The sequence below is a fragment of the Bacillus bruguierae genome (assembly GCF_037104725.1).
GTDB lineage: Bacteria > Bacillota > Bacilli > Bacillales > Bacillaceae_G > Bacillus_A > Bacillus_A bruguierae.
This window is the reverse complement of record NZ_JBAWSX010000013.1, coordinates 17,421-35,034: the sequence shown is the minus strand read 5'-3', so window position 1 is coordinate 35,034 and position 17,614 is coordinate 17,421. Positions and strand designations below refer to the sequence as shown.

Here is a 17,614-nt window from a genome sequence, read left to right as displayed (position 1 = left end):
GTAGTAGGAAACTCCTTCATGGCCAAATGCTCTCGTCCCCCTAAAAGGAAAGGGGATTTTTATGTCGTTGTTTCACTTATATATGTTAAAAATCACTCAATAGCAAAGACCTATCCCTGTTGGATATGCCCGATGAAATTGAGTAATAAGACTTGATTGTGAATGCTCTATAAAACAATTCGTTTTTCACTTTCCGTAATACTGTATCATTTTCTGATAATCACTCCAACTATCCACATCATAAAAAAGGGTCGCTTCTTCATACGATATCGTTATCCCCTTTATAAATGACTGTTGAAAAATAGTACGAGCTCCTTGATCACCTTTTAATGTTTGCAAGAAAGGAAATGTTTTCTTTGCAAACAAAACAGGCGGCCTTACAATTCCACGATACTTTGCTGCTACATAATAGACCGTTTTATGTTGTTTATAACAATCTAGTAATTCATTAATTACCTCTGTTTTAATAAAAGGTTGATCAGCAAGTAAGACAACAATTCCATCCGCTTTCATATGCATGGCTTTCTCAATACCACAGCGCAGTGAATGTGATTGTCCTTGACTAGAATCAAAACAAGAAAGAAGGTGTACGTTCTCATGTCGTAATGATTGTGAAACCCAATTTTCATCATTTGTGACAATAATAATACCTGCGAGATTTGAAGACAAAGCAGTTTTGAGGGCTGCATTACCAAGTGGTTCATTGTGTAAAGGAAGAGAAAGTTTATGGATTCCCGGTCCCATTCGTCTACTATTTCCAGCCGCCAAGTATACACCAATGATTTTCATCTCACTTCATCCGTAATTGCCCGATAATTTCAGCCATGATACTAACGGAAATTTCACTTGGACCTTGTGCACCAATTGAAATTCCAACAGGAAAATGGAGATGAGGAGGAATTGGTTTACCGTCTAATAAGCGCTCCGTACGATGACGCGGTCCTAAAACACCTATATAACGAACATTTTTTTCTAATAAAAGAGATAATAATTGTCGATCTTTTTCAAAGTGATGCGTCATAATGACAAGAAAATCGCTTGGATGTAATGAAAGTTTTTGTATCATTTCTACTGGAAAACCAACCACACATGCATCAGCACTTGGAAACTGATCCGTATTACATAAGGCCTCCCGCCAATCGCAAACTGTTACCAAGAAGCTCGTTTCCTTCGCAAAACGAACGAGTGGCTTTGCATCTTCTCCTGCTCCAAAAATAAACAGGCGGGGCTTTGGTATAAAATGTTGGCTATAATATTCATCTTGTAACCCATTTTTCAAGTAAGTTGCCTGTGGAATAGTCCCTTCCCAATTACCGCACGTATTACCATTATTATATATAAGTGCAGTTTGCTCTAACGAAAGATTTTTCACCATCCAAGCCGAGGAACCATTGGCAAGGTGAATATATAAGTCTTGTAAAATCGCTTTATAGGTATCATCTATATGTTCCACTAATACATGAATAACACCATTACATCCTACTCCCCAGGACAAATCATCTTCTGCCTTTGTATTAAATGTATGAATCGCCCAAGTATTTTGCTCCATAACATCTACAGCATAGTAGAAAAGCTCTTCTTCAATGCACCCTGCACTTAGCATTCCTACTTTTGTGCCATCTTCTTGAAAAAGCATCATCGTTCCTTCTTTTCTATATGCCGATCCTTCAACATGAATAATTGTCGCTAATGCACAGCGTTTCTCGCAACATAACACCCCTTCTAATACACCATATGCGGAAGTCATTTTGAATCCCCTCGCTGCTTTTGTAATACAGACTTTACAGCTTCTTCAATCTCTTGATAACTCGTGCATCGGCAAATATTAGAACTTAACCATTCTTCAATAACATGATCATCTGCATCAGGCCTTTGCGACACAAGTCCATGGCAATTCATAATAAATCCTGGTGTACAGTATCCGCATTGGAACGCCCATTTCTCTTCAAAAGCTTGTTGAATAGGAGCTGCTTGTAATCCTTCAATCGTTGTAATTTGCTTTCCAATCGCTTCAACAGCCAGCATAATACAAGACTTGATTGGTATCCCTTCAACAAGAACTGTACAAGCACCGCAATCACCATTTTCACAGCCAGGCTTTGCTCCTGTTAAATCCAGTTCGTGACGTAATATATGTAACAGCGTATCGGCCATTCTTCCAACTACCTCTCGCGTTTCTCCATTGACATCCAAAATGAGCTGGACGTTTCTCATCTTTCGTCCCCCTTTGCAAAATTTCGCAATATATCTTGCAGTACAGATTGAAATACAAATGTCCGATAAGCACGCGAGCCTCTTATATCATCTAATACAGGAGCTGGAATATGGGTTAAGGCGTGTTCAATTCTTTTCTCAAATGGAATGTGCTTATTATTTAAATCTGTCTCCATCTGAAGTGAACGAAATGGAAACACACATAAGCCACTGCACGCCATTCGAATTTCGTCATCATATTTAATCGACGCAACCGTTACAAGGGGATAATCAATTTTTTCTAGTTGGCGTTTTTTTACACTATAATACGGTGCTGTCACATACTGCCGATCTGTAATCATTTGTACAAGAAACGCACCCTTTTGTAATTGTAATTTTTCCACAAAAGCTTGATGAGCAGGTACATATTTCATACCCTCTGTTCCTGCAATAACAAATGTACTATTAGCTAATAAAAACGGCAGCACAGCTTCCTTATAGCGAATCCTTCCCGCAACATTTCCGCCAATTGTAATTTTATTTCTTGCCGTGCGATCTGCGGCCCGGCCAGCAGTTTCCCCAAGGAGCGGAAAGACTTTCGCATCCTGAACATTTGTTATCGTCAATGTTGCACCTAGCAAAAGTTTGTCATCCTGCCATTCACAAACATTACATTCTGGAATATCTTTTATATCAATAACAGCTTTTGTTCGAATGCGTTGCGAACGTCCCATCGTAATAATTTCTGTGCCGCCCCCATAGTAGAGCGGCTTCTTCCCCTCTTGATCTAGTTGGTGAAATAATCGAATAGCCTCTTGAATAGAATCCGGACGATAATACTCAAAATCAAATGGTATCATTCCATCCCTTCTCCTTTTTGCGTCTCTTTCCAAATTAACTCTGGCGTAAGCGGTAAGTTTCGTAATGAAATACTAGTTGCGATGGATAAGCTGTTTCCTAAAGCTGCTGGCATGCCAATAATTCCATGTTCCCCAAGTCCTCTAGAACCAAATGCAGCTTCTTTATGTGGTACTTCTACAAAATCGACAATATATTTTGGCTGTTGCCCGTAATGGATGACTTTATAAGAACGAAACTGATGATTCAAATTTCTTTCTTTCGCATCATAATGAAATGTTTCTCGCGTTGCAAAACTGAGCCCCATACTCATGGCTCCCATAATTTGCGTTTCTGCTCCCTTTCTATTTAAAATGGTTCCCGCATCTGCCACTGTTACAGCATTCAACAATCGGTATGTAAAATCTTTAGGATTATATTCCACTTCGACTGCTTGCGCTCCTACTCCCCACTCCGGCCCTTGTCTTCCTTTCCCTGTTTCATAATCAATATCTGTAATTCCCTCAAGTATGTAACTCCCTCTTCCCACCACTTCTGTTCCTTTTACATTTCCATTTGAATCTACATACCCAAACGCAATTTTCGAAAAGGGCACATGTATATTTGGGTTCGTTTTGACATAGACTCCTTTCCCTGCAACTTCTAACTCTTCTGCGGGGTACCCAAGTAAATTTGAAGCCGTTTGGCAGAGCTGCCTTATTGCGTCTTCTGCCGCCCTTACAACCGCATTTCCAACAAGGAGTGTCGTTCGGCTCGCTGCTGTTTTCCAATGCTTTGGAGCAACTTGTGTATTAACTTCCATCATGATATGCACATCATCAACATCCATGTTCATTTTCTCGGCAACCATTTGCGTTAGCACTGTTTTTGTTTCTTGCCCAATTTCAACGGCACCACAATTGATATTGACACTACCATCACCGTTAAAGGTTAATACCGCACCTGCTCCGGCATTACTTGGCGTAGTCGAATTTTTCCAGAAGCAGCTAACCCCTTTTGCGCGTACCATGCCGTTAGATAGAGTAACTTTATTTCCCTCTTCCCAATTTATAAGTGATTTTAATTTTTGTAGGCACGCTGTCACATCTCCCGTATTACTTGATGTGACAGGTACTTGTGTCGGTGTTGTATCCCCTGGCCCAATTGCATTTTTCATACGAAACATAAGCGGACACATTCCTAATTTCTGAGCAAGAATATCAATTGTTCGTTCCATTACAAACGTATACTCCGAATGTCCAAAACCTCTAAAAGACGTTGCATAAGTATGATTTGTATACATACCGTACGAATCGCACCATACGTTTTCAATCGCATATGGGCCCGTGCAGTCCAGCCCAGCCGCCTTACTCATCGTTACCGCCCGATCAGCATAAGCACCGCCGTCAAATAAATACAAAATCTCTGCCGCTTGCAGCTTTCCATCTTTTGTGCACCCAAGCTTTACTTTTGCTTGTAAACCGATATGAACAGGAGACGTTATGAAATCTTCCTCTCTACTATTTTGAAGAGTAACTCGTCTTCCTCCTACTACTTTTGAAGCAATGTATGCTAAAAATTCAAGCTGAACTGCTGTTTTTCCACCATATGCCCCCCCGACTAACGGCACATGTACAATAACTTTCCCTTCATCAATTTCAAACGCTTCGCTTAACTGCCTCTTTATTTCAAAAGGAGCCTGTGATGTAGAATGAACAATCACATCTCCATTCGGTTTCATTTCTACCCTAGCACACCGCGTTTCCATTGCTGCATGATCAGATTGCCGAAAAGAAAATGTTTCACAGGCAATCGCGTCACTGTTCGTAAATCCTTTTTGAACATCCCCTTTACGAATTTTCGTCCGATTTGCGATATTTGTATGCGGCTTTGGGTACACCTTTTCTTCTAACTTATATCGTTCCACATGCTCATGGACTAAAATGTTTGATTCATTATAGGCTTGCAAAGGGGAACGAATAATCGGGAGCTCGTCATATATAACACGGATCCGTGTTGCTGCTTCTCTTGCAATTGCTTCAGTATCCGCCACAACAAGTGCAACAGGTTCACCAAAATACCGTACTTTCTCAAAGGCTAACAAAGGACGATCAACGATACTAGAGCCGACAAGAATAGGATAATCCGCTCCCGTTACCACAGCATGTACGCCTTGTACTTTCTTCGCTTCACGAATATCTATACTCCTAATATAAGCATGTGCATATGGACTCGTAAGAAGTTTTGCATATAGCGTGCCAACCTCTATTTCATCATTAATATACTTCGCTCTTCCCGTTACTTTATCAGCACTTTCTTTTCGCTTCACACTTTTCCCTATGACACGATACCGTTCCATTCTCGGCCTCCTTTGCTTTGCTCTGCTCTTCTACCATCCTATTTATACGACTAACAATTTAGTACAGATCTCTCCATACAAAAAAAGAGGCTACTAGTGTTTCACTAGCAGCCTCTTTTTACATAAATAGCTTTGCAAATAAGTCTTCTGTCGTTTCCATAATTTTATCAACCATGTCCGTTTCATTTTCCTCTTGCTCTTTAAGTATTTTAATTGTTTCCCTTGCATCTTCTGGATAGTCTGTAATAATTCCATCCACATTCAATTTATAATATCCCCTTAAGTTTTCCATATCATTTACAGTCCATACATAAATCGGTCTATTTAATTTACGAGCTGATTGGACTAAGCGCTTATTCAACATATATTCTTCCGCTACATAAAAATCAGCTGGAACATGTTTTAAATTTGCTACACTTGCATATAGGACATATCCTACTTTTATATCGGGATTTGCACGTTTAAATTCTTTAATAAGCGGGTAATGCAATGTTTGAATTACACATTGCTTTTCAAATTCATTTCTCTCAATGGTTTTTAAAACTTTCTTTACAAAATCCTTTTCATTTTCCTTTCCATGGAGCTTCACTTCTATATTAAGCTTAATCTTCCCTTTTGCAAGTTTAATAATTTCATCAAGTGTACTGATTCCTCCTGAGAATTCACCTTGCCTTAACGTAAGCTTTCGAAGTTCATCCATCGTTAATTCTGACACTTGTACACTTGCATTCGCAAGACGCTTTAATTTCAAATCGTGTATAACGGCCAATTCTCCATCTTTCGTTTGCAATACATCAATCTCCGCATAATCGGCTTTCGCATCAATCGCTCCTTGGACTGACTCTTTTGTGTTCTCTACGCCTTTAGATATGTAACCACGATGCGCCATAATAATAGGCTCTTTATAAGAATTCGTAATAAAGGTTACAATAAAGGCCAAAACCATTCCCATTACAACAACCCCGCAAATATATACACCAATAAATTTCAGTCGATGCTTTTGAAAGAAGCATTTCTCTGCTTTTGTTTTAAAATAGTCAAGGCCCTCTTCTACTAAAACAGCTTCAACGGGAACTTTCTGTAAATACAACCTTATAAGTGCCATAATGTAAAACGGGGTGACAATAAAGCTAAATATATAAAATGTACTCGTTAAAAATACAGATAGAGTAGATTGTGCTAATAAAGCAAATGTTCCTTCTGGATTTGTAAATTTATATACCCCGAGCAGTAACAATAAATAAACACCTGTAAAAAGCAGAAAAACAATGCCTATCGAAATAAAAAATCCAATGAAAAAGAACAGGACCTTCAAAAAGTTTTCCTTTACTAACATTGCACTTTGACGAGCAGCTACGCGAAACGGCTTTTCTTCTAAAACAATGATAGGTAACACAAAAATCCAACGAAGATTTACATAGGCAACTACGGCGAAAAAGAAATAATATCCGACTTGTCCCATTGTTGTTTTCAGTAATTCGCCTGTAATAAAATTAGGAATCTGAATTTCAGGAAGAAGTGCGGATTTATAACCGATGCTTAAAAGAGGTAGTAAAACTACAACATACAAAATAAATCCTGGTAAGCAATATGTGAAAAACGAAGGTAAATACGTTACCGTTTTATATAAAATTGGACGCAGTCTCACCTTTTGTCGTTTATGTGCAAAATACGAAATAATAATAAGCACTGCAAATTCGATAAAAATAAGAAAAAGTGCTAGCACAGATAAAATGAAAATAGCCGCGATTCCATACGGTGTTTTAAAAAACGCAAGCAATTCATCATTTGTCGCATTTGCATATCCACCCCAGTATAATAGCTTATTAAAAATCATACCGAATAGTGGGATAAAGACAATTGCTGCTAGAAGTTTATACATAAGTTGAAACGCTAATACATTTCCAAAGGCAAACCTTACTGTTTGAAAGGAATGTTTCATTACCCCTGGTATAGATAGTTTTTTTCGGTGTAGCATAGATTCCTCCATATTCTGAAACTCTATTTAAGTTAAAATACGACATAAAAACCTTGTTTTTATGGGAGCGAGAGCATCTTGCTTCGCATAGAAACGGTCAAGGCCTTTTTCTGCCACATGCAAGGTTAAATGACAGTCATGTTGTATTCCACTGCTGGAAAATGAAAATGGCAATATATTTAATTTCATCATAATATATTCTACTAAACATGTAAAAGAGCGATAGATTGTAAATCCACCGCTCTTTTTTTTATTATTTCTTCTTTTCTAGCTCTTGACCAAATGCTTTCAAAAAGTTAAATCCGAATGTAATTGCTCGATTTATGTCTGGGTCTCGTAATACTTTAAAGAAATCCATCACACTTGTTTTCTCACCTTTTTTTAATTCATCGGTTGCATATTGTAAACCTGTCACTAAACTGGATGTTACTTGCTTAGTCACTTCTGGGTCTACTGAAGATAGCGCTTCTCCTGCACCCATCATATTATTTAATGCATTTTTTACTGGTTCACGGTTTAGTTGTTCAATCGCAATTTTCGAAACATCTTCTTTCGCTGCCAGCAAGCTTACTGCCGCATCTAACAAACCAGCCTTTTGAAGCTGTGCTAACAAATGAATCGTTTCTTCAATTGCCTGTTGATTCTCTCCTAATTGTTGTAATAATTCCTCAGAAACTTGTTGTTTCTTTTGTTCCTCTGTTACAACCGTTTTTTGAATCATTGTAATTTCTTTTGCCACAATGCTCCCCCCCTAGTTTTCATCCACAAGTGATACATATTGTTTTCGTTGCCATTTCTTCTGCACTTCGACACCATTTTGCGGATGGCGCTTTTTATTTCGCGGGTTGGAAGCAGGAAGTGGACGATTTCCTTTTTCACGCAGCACACGCATTTTGACACGCGTTTGTTTATATGCTGGTGTACATGTATAAAGATCAGTTGCCGTTCCTGTTAAAATATTAATTGCTTCTTCATTTACTGTTGCATGCATCGGTAAATATAGTTCATTTCCAGTTACACGATCTGTAACAAGCGCTGGAACTTTTATTTTTCCAAATGGTGATGCAAGTTCTACAAGACTTCCATCCTTCACATTTCGCTCCATCGCTAGTTCTGGTGATATCTCAACAAACACCTCTGACATTTTCGATAAAATACCTGCCGATTTCTTTGTCATATTCCCCTCATGGAAATGTTCGAGCATTCGGCCATTATTTAATAATAAATCATATTCTTCCGGTGCCTCGACTGGCGGTACCCATTCATCAAGTGATAGACGTGCCTTTTTATCAGGAAAATTAAATCCATCTACATATAATAATGGTGTATCACTGCCGTCATGACTACCCCAGCATAAACTGTTCCATCCTTCTAAACGATCATATGTTGCCTGGGAATATAAAGGAGCAAGTGATGCGATTTCATCCATAATTTCACTTGGATGTTCATAGTTCCAATTTGCACCTAATGCACGAGCTACCTTTTGAAGAATCCACCAGTCTGGTTTTGAATCACCAAGCGGCGGCATAACTTCGTATAAACGCTGAATACGACGTTCTGTATTCGTAAATGTTCCTTCTTTTTCTAAACTTGGCGCTGCTGGTAAAATGACATCTGCAAAACGAGCTGTTTTCGTTAAAAACATATCTTGCACAACAAGGAAATCAAGATTTTCTAAAATGTGCTGCACATGATTCGCGTTAGAATCGACTAATGCCATTTCCTCTCCCATCACATACATACCGCGTAATTTCCCGGCTTCTGCAGCAATCAGCATCGCAATGTTATTTAATCCTGGTTCTTTCGGAATCGAAACGCCGTATGCTCTTTCAAATTTCGCGCGCAGTGCATCATCGGATATTGCTTGGTAACCAGGCAGCCAGTTTGGTAATGTTGCCATATCACAAGCACCTTGTACGTTATTATGTCCGCGCAGCGGGTATGCTCCTGCACCAGAACGACGATAGTTCCCTGTTACAAGAAGTAAATTAGAGATTGCAGCTGATGTCGTACTTCCACCTGTATTTTGCGTCACTCCCATACCCCAAAGTATACATGTGCCATCTGCATCACGAATCATTTTTGCCATTTCTATTAATGTATCTTTCGAAATGCCCGTTACACTTTCTGTATAATCAAGCGTATACTTCTCTAACATTGTTTTATATTCATCAAAGTTCTTTACGTTTTCAGCTAGAAATGCTTGATCATGCCAATCTTGATCAATAATATATTTTGTTACACCTGCTAGCCAAACGTAATCTGTACCTTGACTTGGGTGAACAAACAGATCGGCACGCTCTGCCATTTCATGCTTACGTAAATCAGCCACAATTAATTTTTGCTCATGCAGTTTATGGGCGCGTTTCACACGCGTTGCAAGAACTGGATGACCTTCTGTCGGATTTGCTCCAACAATAATGATAAGTCCTGCCTCTGCAATATCTTTAATTGTTCCTGCATCACCGCCCATGCCTACTGTTTTAAATAAACCATCTGTTGCTGGTGATTGACAGTAGCGAGAACAGTTGTCCACATTATTTGTCCCATATACTTGGCGCGCTAACTTTTGCATTACATAATTTTCTTCATTCGTTACTTTAGAGGAAGAAATAAATCCAAAAGCATCACTGCCGTATCGCTCTTTAATATGACTCATATTTGCTGCAACAACTTCTAGTGCCTCTTCCCAAGTTGCTTCAACAAACATGTCTCCTTTACGGATAAGCGGCTTTGTAATACGTTCTTCACTATTTACAAAATCCCACCCAAATTTCCCTTTTACACACGTTGAAATTCCGTTTACCGGCGCATCCGATGACGGTTGTACTTTTAAAATGTGACGATCTTTCGTCCACACTTCAAATGAACATCCGACACCACAAAACGTACAAACGGTTTTCGTTTTATTGATTTTCGTTTTACGCATCGCTGCCTCTACTTCCGAAACAGCTAAAATACTGCTATAACCCGGTTCTACATCTTTCACAAAATCAATCATTGGATTTAATACATCTTGTTTTAGCCCGGTCATAAAACCAGCTTCTCCAAGCATCGATTTTTCCATTAAGGCATTACATGGACAAACCGTTACACATTGTCCACAACTTACACAAGAGGAATCATTAATTGCTACGCCGTCATCCCAAATGACACGCGGGCGATCTAAGCTCCAATCAATGGATATAGTTTCATTTACTTGTAGGTTTTGACACACTTCTACACATTGACCACATGCAATACATTGATTTGGATCGTAACGATAAAACGGATGGGACATATCGACTTCCGAAGCGCTCACTTTCGGTTCGTACGGATATTTCTGTTCTTCAATTCCCATCATATGCACTGTATTATGGACTTTACAATTTCCGTTATTATTATCACAAACAGTACAATATAATAAATGATTTTCAAGTAAGCGATCCATCGCCTCTGTTTGGGCTTCAACCGCTCGCTTCGATTTTCTTTCAATATGCATACCTTCTTCAAGGTTTGTTGAACAAGCGCGTATCAACTTTCCGTTTACTTCAACAATACATGTATCACATGTCTGAATTGGATCTACTTCTGGTACGTGACAAATTTGCGGGTGTTCAAGTTCTCTTTCGTTTAATAACTGCAATATCGTTTTCTTACTAGATGAAATATACTCTGTACCATCGACAGTTACACGAATTTTGTGTTCCGACATCTTTACCCTCTCCTTACAACCAACCATACAACACATTTTGAATACGTTTTCAAAACGATGTTGCTATACGCTCTTTTTCAAAACAAAAAAAACTGTTCTTAGAAGTAGATTCTTGATGTATAAAATAAGCTTACAATTGATGTATATGACTACGATTCTATTATATCGTAGAATACAAATAATAACCAAGGAATGTATGGAAGTACAAAATGAAAAAATGACTTAAAAAACCCTTTCTTTTTTTTGGGGACGAGAGCATCTGGCCATGCATAGTAGCGGTCAGGGCTTGTTTCTGCCACATGCATGGTTTAAAACAAAAGGAGCAAGCAAGTAGGAGGCCATGTTTTTTCTGCATAGCTGCAATCTATCTGTCGAAAAATTAAAATGGATATATATAAAACGCATGCTTTTCTTATTTTATTATCTTATGATAAATATGGGAGAATAATTGATAAAGGGGAAAATCGTATGGAGTCTGTTCAAAGCACATATACAATGGTTCGTTACCAAGGTGGGACATTTCATCAAAAGGATAATGAGGTTGTAACAGAATATCCACTTACAATTAAACTAAACGGTGAAGAATATGTAACAATTGTCTGTACACCTGATCATGTTGAAGATATGGTCGTTGGCTTCTTAGTATCAGAAGGTATTATTCCTTCCTATAAACATATTGAACAATTATGGATCCAAAAAGAAAAAGGATTTGCGCATGTCACAACAACGCAAACAAATCCACTCTATCAAACTTGCTATAACAAACGATACGTGACATCGTGCTGCGGGAAAAGCAGACAAGGCTTTGTCTTTGTAAATGATGCGGCAAAAGCCAAAACGATGCACGATATTCAGATTACCTTGGGACCTGAAGATTGCTTTCGCCTCATGAATGATCTGCAGCAATCCTCTACTACTTTCCAAGAAACAGGTGGTGTACATAACACCGCATTATGTGATAAAAAACAAATTCTCGTTTCACGAATGGATATTGGTCGTCACAATGCTTTAGACAAAATTTACGGTTATTGCTTACGGAACAACATTTCGATAACAGGAAAAGTAATTGCCTTTAGCGGACGCATTTCATCTGAAATCTTACTTAAAGTTGCAAAAATCGGCTGTGAAATTGTCCTATCAAAATCCGCTCCGACAAAATTAGCTCTAGAACTTGCTCATGATTTAGGAATTACTGTCGTTGGCTTTATTCGCGGTGATTCTTGTAATATTTACACGCACCCAGAGCGAATTGAAGGGTATCAGTAAGCGTAAATAAAGCGACCAAAAGGTTTCTCGTATGAGAAATCTTTTGATATAAATTCATTTTATTTTTCGACATCTTTGTCTAGCTCCCTTTGTTTAAAACATGGCACGTGGCAGAAAAGGGCACTGACCGTTTCTATGCACGGCCAGTTGCTCTCTCCATCCCTAAAAAAGAAAGAGGGTTTTCATGTCACTTTTTTACTTATATACGTATAGTTATAAAAATGTAACATATATACCTATTGAATAGTTAATAAAGTTAATATATAATTTCATTACATAAAAACCATTAGGAGGGTAACTGATATGAACATTCGTGTATTAACAAAAGAAGATGCAGATATATATTTACCGCTTTGCATAGAAGGATTAACTCAAAATCCAGAAGCATTTGGTTCCTCTTATGAAGATATTATGAAACAAAAAGATCCCGTTGCTGCCATTGCAAAACGGTTAGATAACCCTGAAAAGTTTACGATAGGTGCTTTTCAAGAAGATGAATTAATCGGTATTGCCACTCTTGAAATAAAACCACTTGTCAAACAAGAGCATAAGGCGAAAATTGGCTCTGTATATGTTTCTCCAAAAGCACGCGGTCTTGGTGCTGGAAGAGCGTTAATTGAAACTATCATTGAAAATGCCCCTAGATTAGATATAGAACAAATTATGCTTAATGTGGTTTCCGGAAATAAACCGGCAAAGAAACTATATGAATCACTGGGGTTCCAAACATTTGGTGTAGAAGAACGTGCTTTAAAATATAACGGACAATATTGGGATGAAGAGCATATGATGTTATTTCTCAATGCTTAAATCTTCTTTTAACATAAAATCACCCACTCTCCTGCAAATCTTGAAGTGGGTGTTTCTCATGTATCATTATTTTTACATTACAAAAGCCTCACACAATCGGTGTGAGGCTTTTTATCTATAACAAATCAATTTATTTTATAACAACCAAAAAAACTTTCTAGCACAAACAACGATAATCATCATTGATACCGCAATGCAGATTATAACTACATTTCGTTCTTGTTTCTGCTTTTCAAGGTCTTTTTTGTTCACTATCCAAATCCCCTTTATCTACATTCAAAAAAAAAGCCGTGAGATAGAAATTTTTCTTATCCGATGCGAGGTGAATACGAAAAATGTTCTCTATCTCACGTACACAATAGAATGGAATTTGTCATTTTGAAATCAAAATGACATGACGTTATGTCGCAACATAGGGTATTTTTGTGCTGCTACATTGCTTATTATAAAAAAAAAATGTGCAAAAGTAGTGCATTTTTTATGGCAATTATCCTTTTCTTTACCATATGAACAGTGTTTTTTATAAAGTTCATGTAGAATAATATAAAGGAAACTTCTATTAGTGAGAGTTTGATTCTCTTACCTTTTCCTTCTAACTCTTAATACAGGATAAACATAAATAATGAAAACTTGAGGTGTACATCGTTATGGCAAAACTATTATTAGTGGATGACGAAGAACGCATGCTTCGCTTATTAGATTTATTCTTAAGCCCACGTGGACATTTTTGTATGAAAGTAACATCAGGACAAGATGCTCTTGAACTCGTTCAGCAAAAAGAATTTGATCTTATTTTGCTAGACGTGATGATGCCAAAAATGGACGGCTGGGAGGCTTGCTTTCAAATTCGCCAAATAAGTAACGTCCCCATTATTATGCTAACAGCGCGTAATCAAAATTATGACATGGTGAAGGGGCTTACATTAGGCGCTGACGACTATATTACAAAACCATTTGATGAGCAAGTATTAATTGCTCGTATAGAAGCTGTACTCCGCCGTACGAAGAAAGAGGGATTTGTAAACTTTAACGGCATTGAATGGGATAAAACTAGACATACCGTAACTGTATATAATGAAAAACTCTCTCTTACGCCAATTGAGTTTTCCTTACTTGGACTCTTTTTACAAAATATAAACCGTGCTTATAGCCGTGATGAACTTATTGAAATAATATGGGGATTTCAAACAGATATTGAATATCGTACCGTTGATTCTCACATTCGTAATATACGTGAAAAGCTTCGAAAAGCAGGATTTCCTATCGAAGATTACCTAGAAACTGTTTATAAAATAGGTTACAAATGGAAAGGTGAATCCTCATAAAGTGAAACTTCCATCAGTGGGGGTTTTTCTTCATCCCCCACTGATGGAAAGCCCACCCAATCAGGCTCTTACGGGCAGTTATCTCCCACTCATCTTCTTTGTTTTTTCAGAATCTTGAGGCGGGAGTCTTACTGCCCTAAAGTAGCGGGATAAAAATAAAGTTCAACTAATCAGGCATATACTATATATATTCATTTTAATTTTTCGACAGCTTTGTCTAGCTCTGCCTCCTAGGCCCTCATGTCTAAGAACCTTCCACGCAAGAAGGTAAAAAACACCTTCTGTGTGAAAGAACCTTAGCCAATGGGCCTAAACAGTCGGCTCCGCTTTTCTTTAAGATCCAGCTCCAGCGGCTAGAACAGTCGGTGGCTTCGCGTCTTCCGCCGAGGCAAAAAGCGGCCTCTATGTCAGAAGCTCCATCCCCCTCTTGTTCTAAGCGAGCCGCTTCCGCTTTTCTTTGTAAGTCGCTGCTATGCAGAATACAACATGACCGCTACTTGCTTTCTTCTTTTGTTTTAAACCTTGCATGTGGCAGGAAAAGGTCCTGACCGTTTCTATGTATGGCCAGATGCTCTCGCCCACTTAAAAAAAAGAGGATTTTTATGTCGATTTTTTATTTGTATTTATATAGCAGTTTTTCTTCTATCGAATTTCGTTGTTTCTTCATAACTTTACGGTAGAGAGCTTACTGCCTGTTAGTACAGGAAAAGGTTGTGAATCATAATGAATAAACTTTCTATAAAGCTTGGGACGTACTTTTTATTATTAGCTTTTTGCATTGAATCCGTACTATTTGTATCTTTTCATACAACACTAGCACAAATGCGTGTAGACGAAGAAACTACGGCCTTATTAGAAAAAGGAAATTGGTATTGTAACATTATAGAAAAACGCTATAGAGAAGGAATTTTTGAACGTGTAGCAGCGATGGAATCTAATTCTCCTGCTCATACAAAACTTGTCATAACAGATGCAACAGGTCACATTATAGATTCCTCTGATGCCGTTACAAAAGACATGCGCAAACAACTTGAACAAAAAATTACGTACATTCCTAGGGATGGAATGATAACAGAAGATCGCTGGAAAGAATCAAAATATATTTCAACAGTTAGCCCTATTGTGAAATATGGAGTAGTAATTGGCTATGTCCATATGTTTTTAGAAACTACATCTATAAAAGAAATGATTTTTCGATTAACAAAACAATTTGTTACCGTTGGTGCATTAACAGTAGCTCTCACAACAATTTTAGTATTTTTATTTTCAAGGGTCATTACAAACCCACTTATTAAAATGAAGCGAGCAGCTGAAAAAATGATGAAACAAAATGAGCCAATTACTTTAGGTATTAAAAGTAAAGATGAATTAGGAAGCTTAGCAGAAACAATTGAACGGCTTTCTAGTGAGTTAACATACATGAAAAAAGAACGAAACGAGTTTCTTGCAAGCGTTGCACATGAATTGCTAACCCCGCTTACATATGTAAAAGGATACACAAAAGTTGCAAAAAGAGAGTCTTTATCTAAAGAAGAACGGGAAGAATATTTACAAATCATTGAAGAAGAAACTGAAAATATTACTGAACTCGTACAAGACTTATTTGAACTTGCGCAGCTTGAACAACACCAATTTACGATAAAGAAACAGTCAATCGTACTGTTACCATTCGCCGAGCGTATGGTTGAAAAAATAAAACCATCTCTTAAAAAAAAGCAAATAGATATCTCTTTATATTGCCAAGAAGATTTATATGCTTGCATAGATGACCGTCGCATGGAGCAAGTCATGCTAAATTTATTACATAATGCATATCAGCATTCCCACGAAAATTCTCATATTACAGTACTTGTATTAAAAAAGGAGCATACTTTTCTTATACAAGTACAAGATGAAGGAGAAGGAATTCCAAGTGAAGACTTACCACATATTTTTGACCGCTTCTATCGAGTTGATAAATCTCGAACACGAGCAACTGGCGGAAAAGGTATTGGTTTAGCTGTTGCAAAAGAAATTGTAGAATTACATGGTGGTTCTATACATGTAACAAGCGAAGTCGGAATCGGAACTACATTTACTATAGAATTGCCTATCAAGTAGCTATTTTTATTTATATAAAATTTTAAAAATCAACATAAAAACCGTTTTCTTTTTAGATGGGCGAGAGCATCTGGCCATGCGTAGTAGCGGGCAGGGCCTTTTCCTGCCACGGGCAAGGGTTAAAACAAAGGGAGAAAACGAGTACAGACCACTTGTTTCTCCATAGCAGTGGCTTTTATGTTAAAAAATTAAAATGGATTTTATATATAAATACCAATTGAAACACCAACATATAAACCTTTTTCTTTTTAGATAGACGAGAGCATCTGGTCATGCGTAGTAGCGGGCAGGACCTTTTTCTGCCACGGGCGAGGTTTCAAACAAAGAGAGAAAACCAGCGCAGGCTACTTGTTTCTCCATAGCAGCGGCTTTCATGTAGAAATATTAAAATGGATTTATATATCGAGCCTATTTTTTGAAAGTATGATGATTTTAATATAAAATATAGCATTACCACCAAAGAATTGGAGGACGATACAATTGGAAATTCGTGTATTAACGAAAAAAGATGCAGAAATTTATTTAGCACTTCGTGTCGAGGGATTAAAACAAAATCCAGAAGCGTTCAGTTCTTCTTATGAAGATATTATTAATATGGAAGATCCTGTTGAATATAAAGCGCAAATATTAGACCAAAATGAAAATTACACGCTCGGTGCTTTTAAAGACGACGATTTAATTGGCGTGGCAACTTTAGAAACAAAATCATTTTTAAAGCAAGAACATAAAGCGAAAATTGGTTCTGTTTATGTCTCTCCAAAAGCGCGTGGAATGGGCGCTGGGAAAGCACTTATGCAAGCAACAATTGAAAAAGCAAAAGAATTAGAAGTAGAACAACTTATGCTTGATGTTGTCGTTGGCAATGAAGGTGCAAAAAAGCTCTATGAATCGTTAGGCTTTAAAACATTTGGCGTACAAGAACGTTCGTTAAAATATAATAACCAATATTGGGATGAAGAGCATATGGTGTTGTTTTTACATGAAGAAAACAAATAGGGAAAAGGGACTTGTTTTTAAAAGTCCCTTTTCCTATACCTTCAACTAAACCATGC

Annotated in this window: 14 protein-coding genes; 5 read left to right on the top strand and 9 right to left on the bottom strand. The window is 37.7% G+C overall.

The features are described from left to right. Window positions 1-186: 186 nt before the first annotated feature. The 9 genes from WAZ07_RS19035 to fdhF form a co-directional block, all read right to left on the bottom strand. On the bottom strand, window positions 187-789 hold the full coding sequence (locus WAZ07_RS19035) for a nucleotidyltransferase family protein (protein WP_336473685.1): 603 nt from the start codon (window positions 787-789) through the stop codon (window positions 187-189). Between the two features lies 1 nt (window position 790). After that, window positions 791-1,747: an XdhC family protein gene (locus tag WAZ07_RS19030; RefSeq protein ID WP_336473684.1), complete on the bottom strand. Its 957-nt coding sequence runs from the start codon at window positions 1,745-1,747 to the stop codon at window positions 791-793. Further along, window positions 1,744-2,214 (bottom strand): (2Fe-2S)-binding protein, encoded by a 471-nt coding sequence (locus tag WAZ07_RS19025; protein ID WP_336473683.1) that lies wholly within the window; start codon window positions 2,212-2,214, stop codon window positions 1,744-1,746. Before WAZ07_RS19025 ends, WAZ07_RS19030 begins: the two co-directional genes overlap by 4 nt. Further along, window positions 2,211-3,053, bottom strand: a complete 843-nt coding sequence (locus WAZ07_RS19020) for an FAD binding domain-containing protein (protein WP_336473682.1) — start codon at window positions 3,051-3,053, stop codon at window positions 2,211-2,213. Before WAZ07_RS19020 ends, WAZ07_RS19025 begins: the two co-directional genes overlap by 4 nt. Further along, a complete protein-coding gene (locus WAZ07_RS19015; RefSeq protein WP_336473681.1) occupies window positions 3,050-5,389 on the bottom strand; it encodes a xanthine dehydrogenase family protein molybdopterin-binding subunit in 2,340 nt (779 codons plus the stop codon). Before WAZ07_RS19015 ends, WAZ07_RS19020 begins: the two co-directional genes overlap by 4 nt. A gap of 118 nt (window positions 5,390-5,507) precedes the next feature. After that, window positions 5,508-7,367, bottom strand: coding sequence for a glycerophosphodiester phosphodiesterase (locus WAZ07_RS19010; RefSeq protein WP_336473680.1), 1,860 nt, complete (start codon window positions 7,365-7,367; stop codon window positions 5,508-5,510). Between the two features lie 27 nt (window positions 7,368-7,394). Next, complete coding sequence (locus WAZ07_RS19005; protein ID WP_336473679.1) at window positions 7,395-7,559, bottom strand: hypothetical protein; 165 nt, start codon at window positions 7,557-7,559, stop codon at window positions 7,395-7,397. Between the two features lie 61 nt (window positions 7,560-7,620). Continuing rightward, complete coding sequence (locus tag WAZ07_RS19000; protein ID WP_336473678.1) at window positions 7,621-8,106, bottom strand: helical membrane plugin domain-containing protein; 486 nt, start codon at window positions 8,104-8,106, stop codon at window positions 7,621-7,623. A 12-nt stretch (window positions 8,107-8,118) separates the two neighbouring features. Further along, the gene (gene fdhF / locus WAZ07_RS18995) at window positions 8,119-11,061 is read right to left on the bottom strand and encodes a formate dehydrogenase subunit alpha (RefSeq protein ID WP_336473677.1); all 2,943 of its coding nucleotides are present in this window, start codon (window positions 11,059-11,061) and stop codon (window positions 8,119-8,121) included. A 468-nt stretch (window positions 11,062-11,529) separates the two neighbouring features. Between fdhF and fdhD the strand changes: the two genes are divergently transcribed. From fdhD to WAZ07_RS18970, 5 genes are all read left to right on the top strand, one after another. Next, window positions 11,530-12,327: a formate dehydrogenase accessory sulfurtransferase FdhD gene (gene fdhD, locus WAZ07_RS18990; protein WP_336473676.1), complete on the top strand. Its 798-nt coding sequence runs from the start codon at window positions 11,530-11,532 to the stop codon at window positions 12,325-12,327. Between the two features lie 303 nt (window positions 12,328-12,630). Further along, complete coding sequence (locus WAZ07_RS18985) at window positions 12,631-13,137, top strand: GNAT family N-acetyltransferase (protein ID WP_336473675.1); 507 nt, start codon at window positions 12,631-12,633, stop codon at window positions 13,135-13,137. Window positions 13,138-13,784: 647 nt separating this feature from the next. Beyond that, window positions 13,785-14,462, top strand: coding sequence for a response regulator transcription factor (locus WAZ07_RS18980; protein ID WP_336473674.1), 678 nt, complete (start codon window positions 13,785-13,787; stop codon window positions 14,460-14,462). A gap of 723 nt (window positions 14,463-15,185) precedes the next feature. Then, a complete protein-coding gene (locus WAZ07_RS18975; protein WP_336473673.1) occupies window positions 15,186-16,562 on the top strand; it encodes a HAMP domain-containing sensor histidine kinase in 1,377 nt (458 codons plus the stop codon). A 480-nt stretch (window positions 16,563-17,042) separates the two neighbouring features. Then, the gene (locus WAZ07_RS18970) at window positions 17,043-17,558 is read left to right on the top strand and encodes a GNAT family N-acetyltransferase (protein WP_336473672.1); all 516 of its coding nucleotides are present in this window, start codon (window positions 17,043-17,045) and stop codon (window positions 17,556-17,558) included. The last annotated feature ends 56 nt before the right edge of the window (window positions 17,559-17,614 follow it).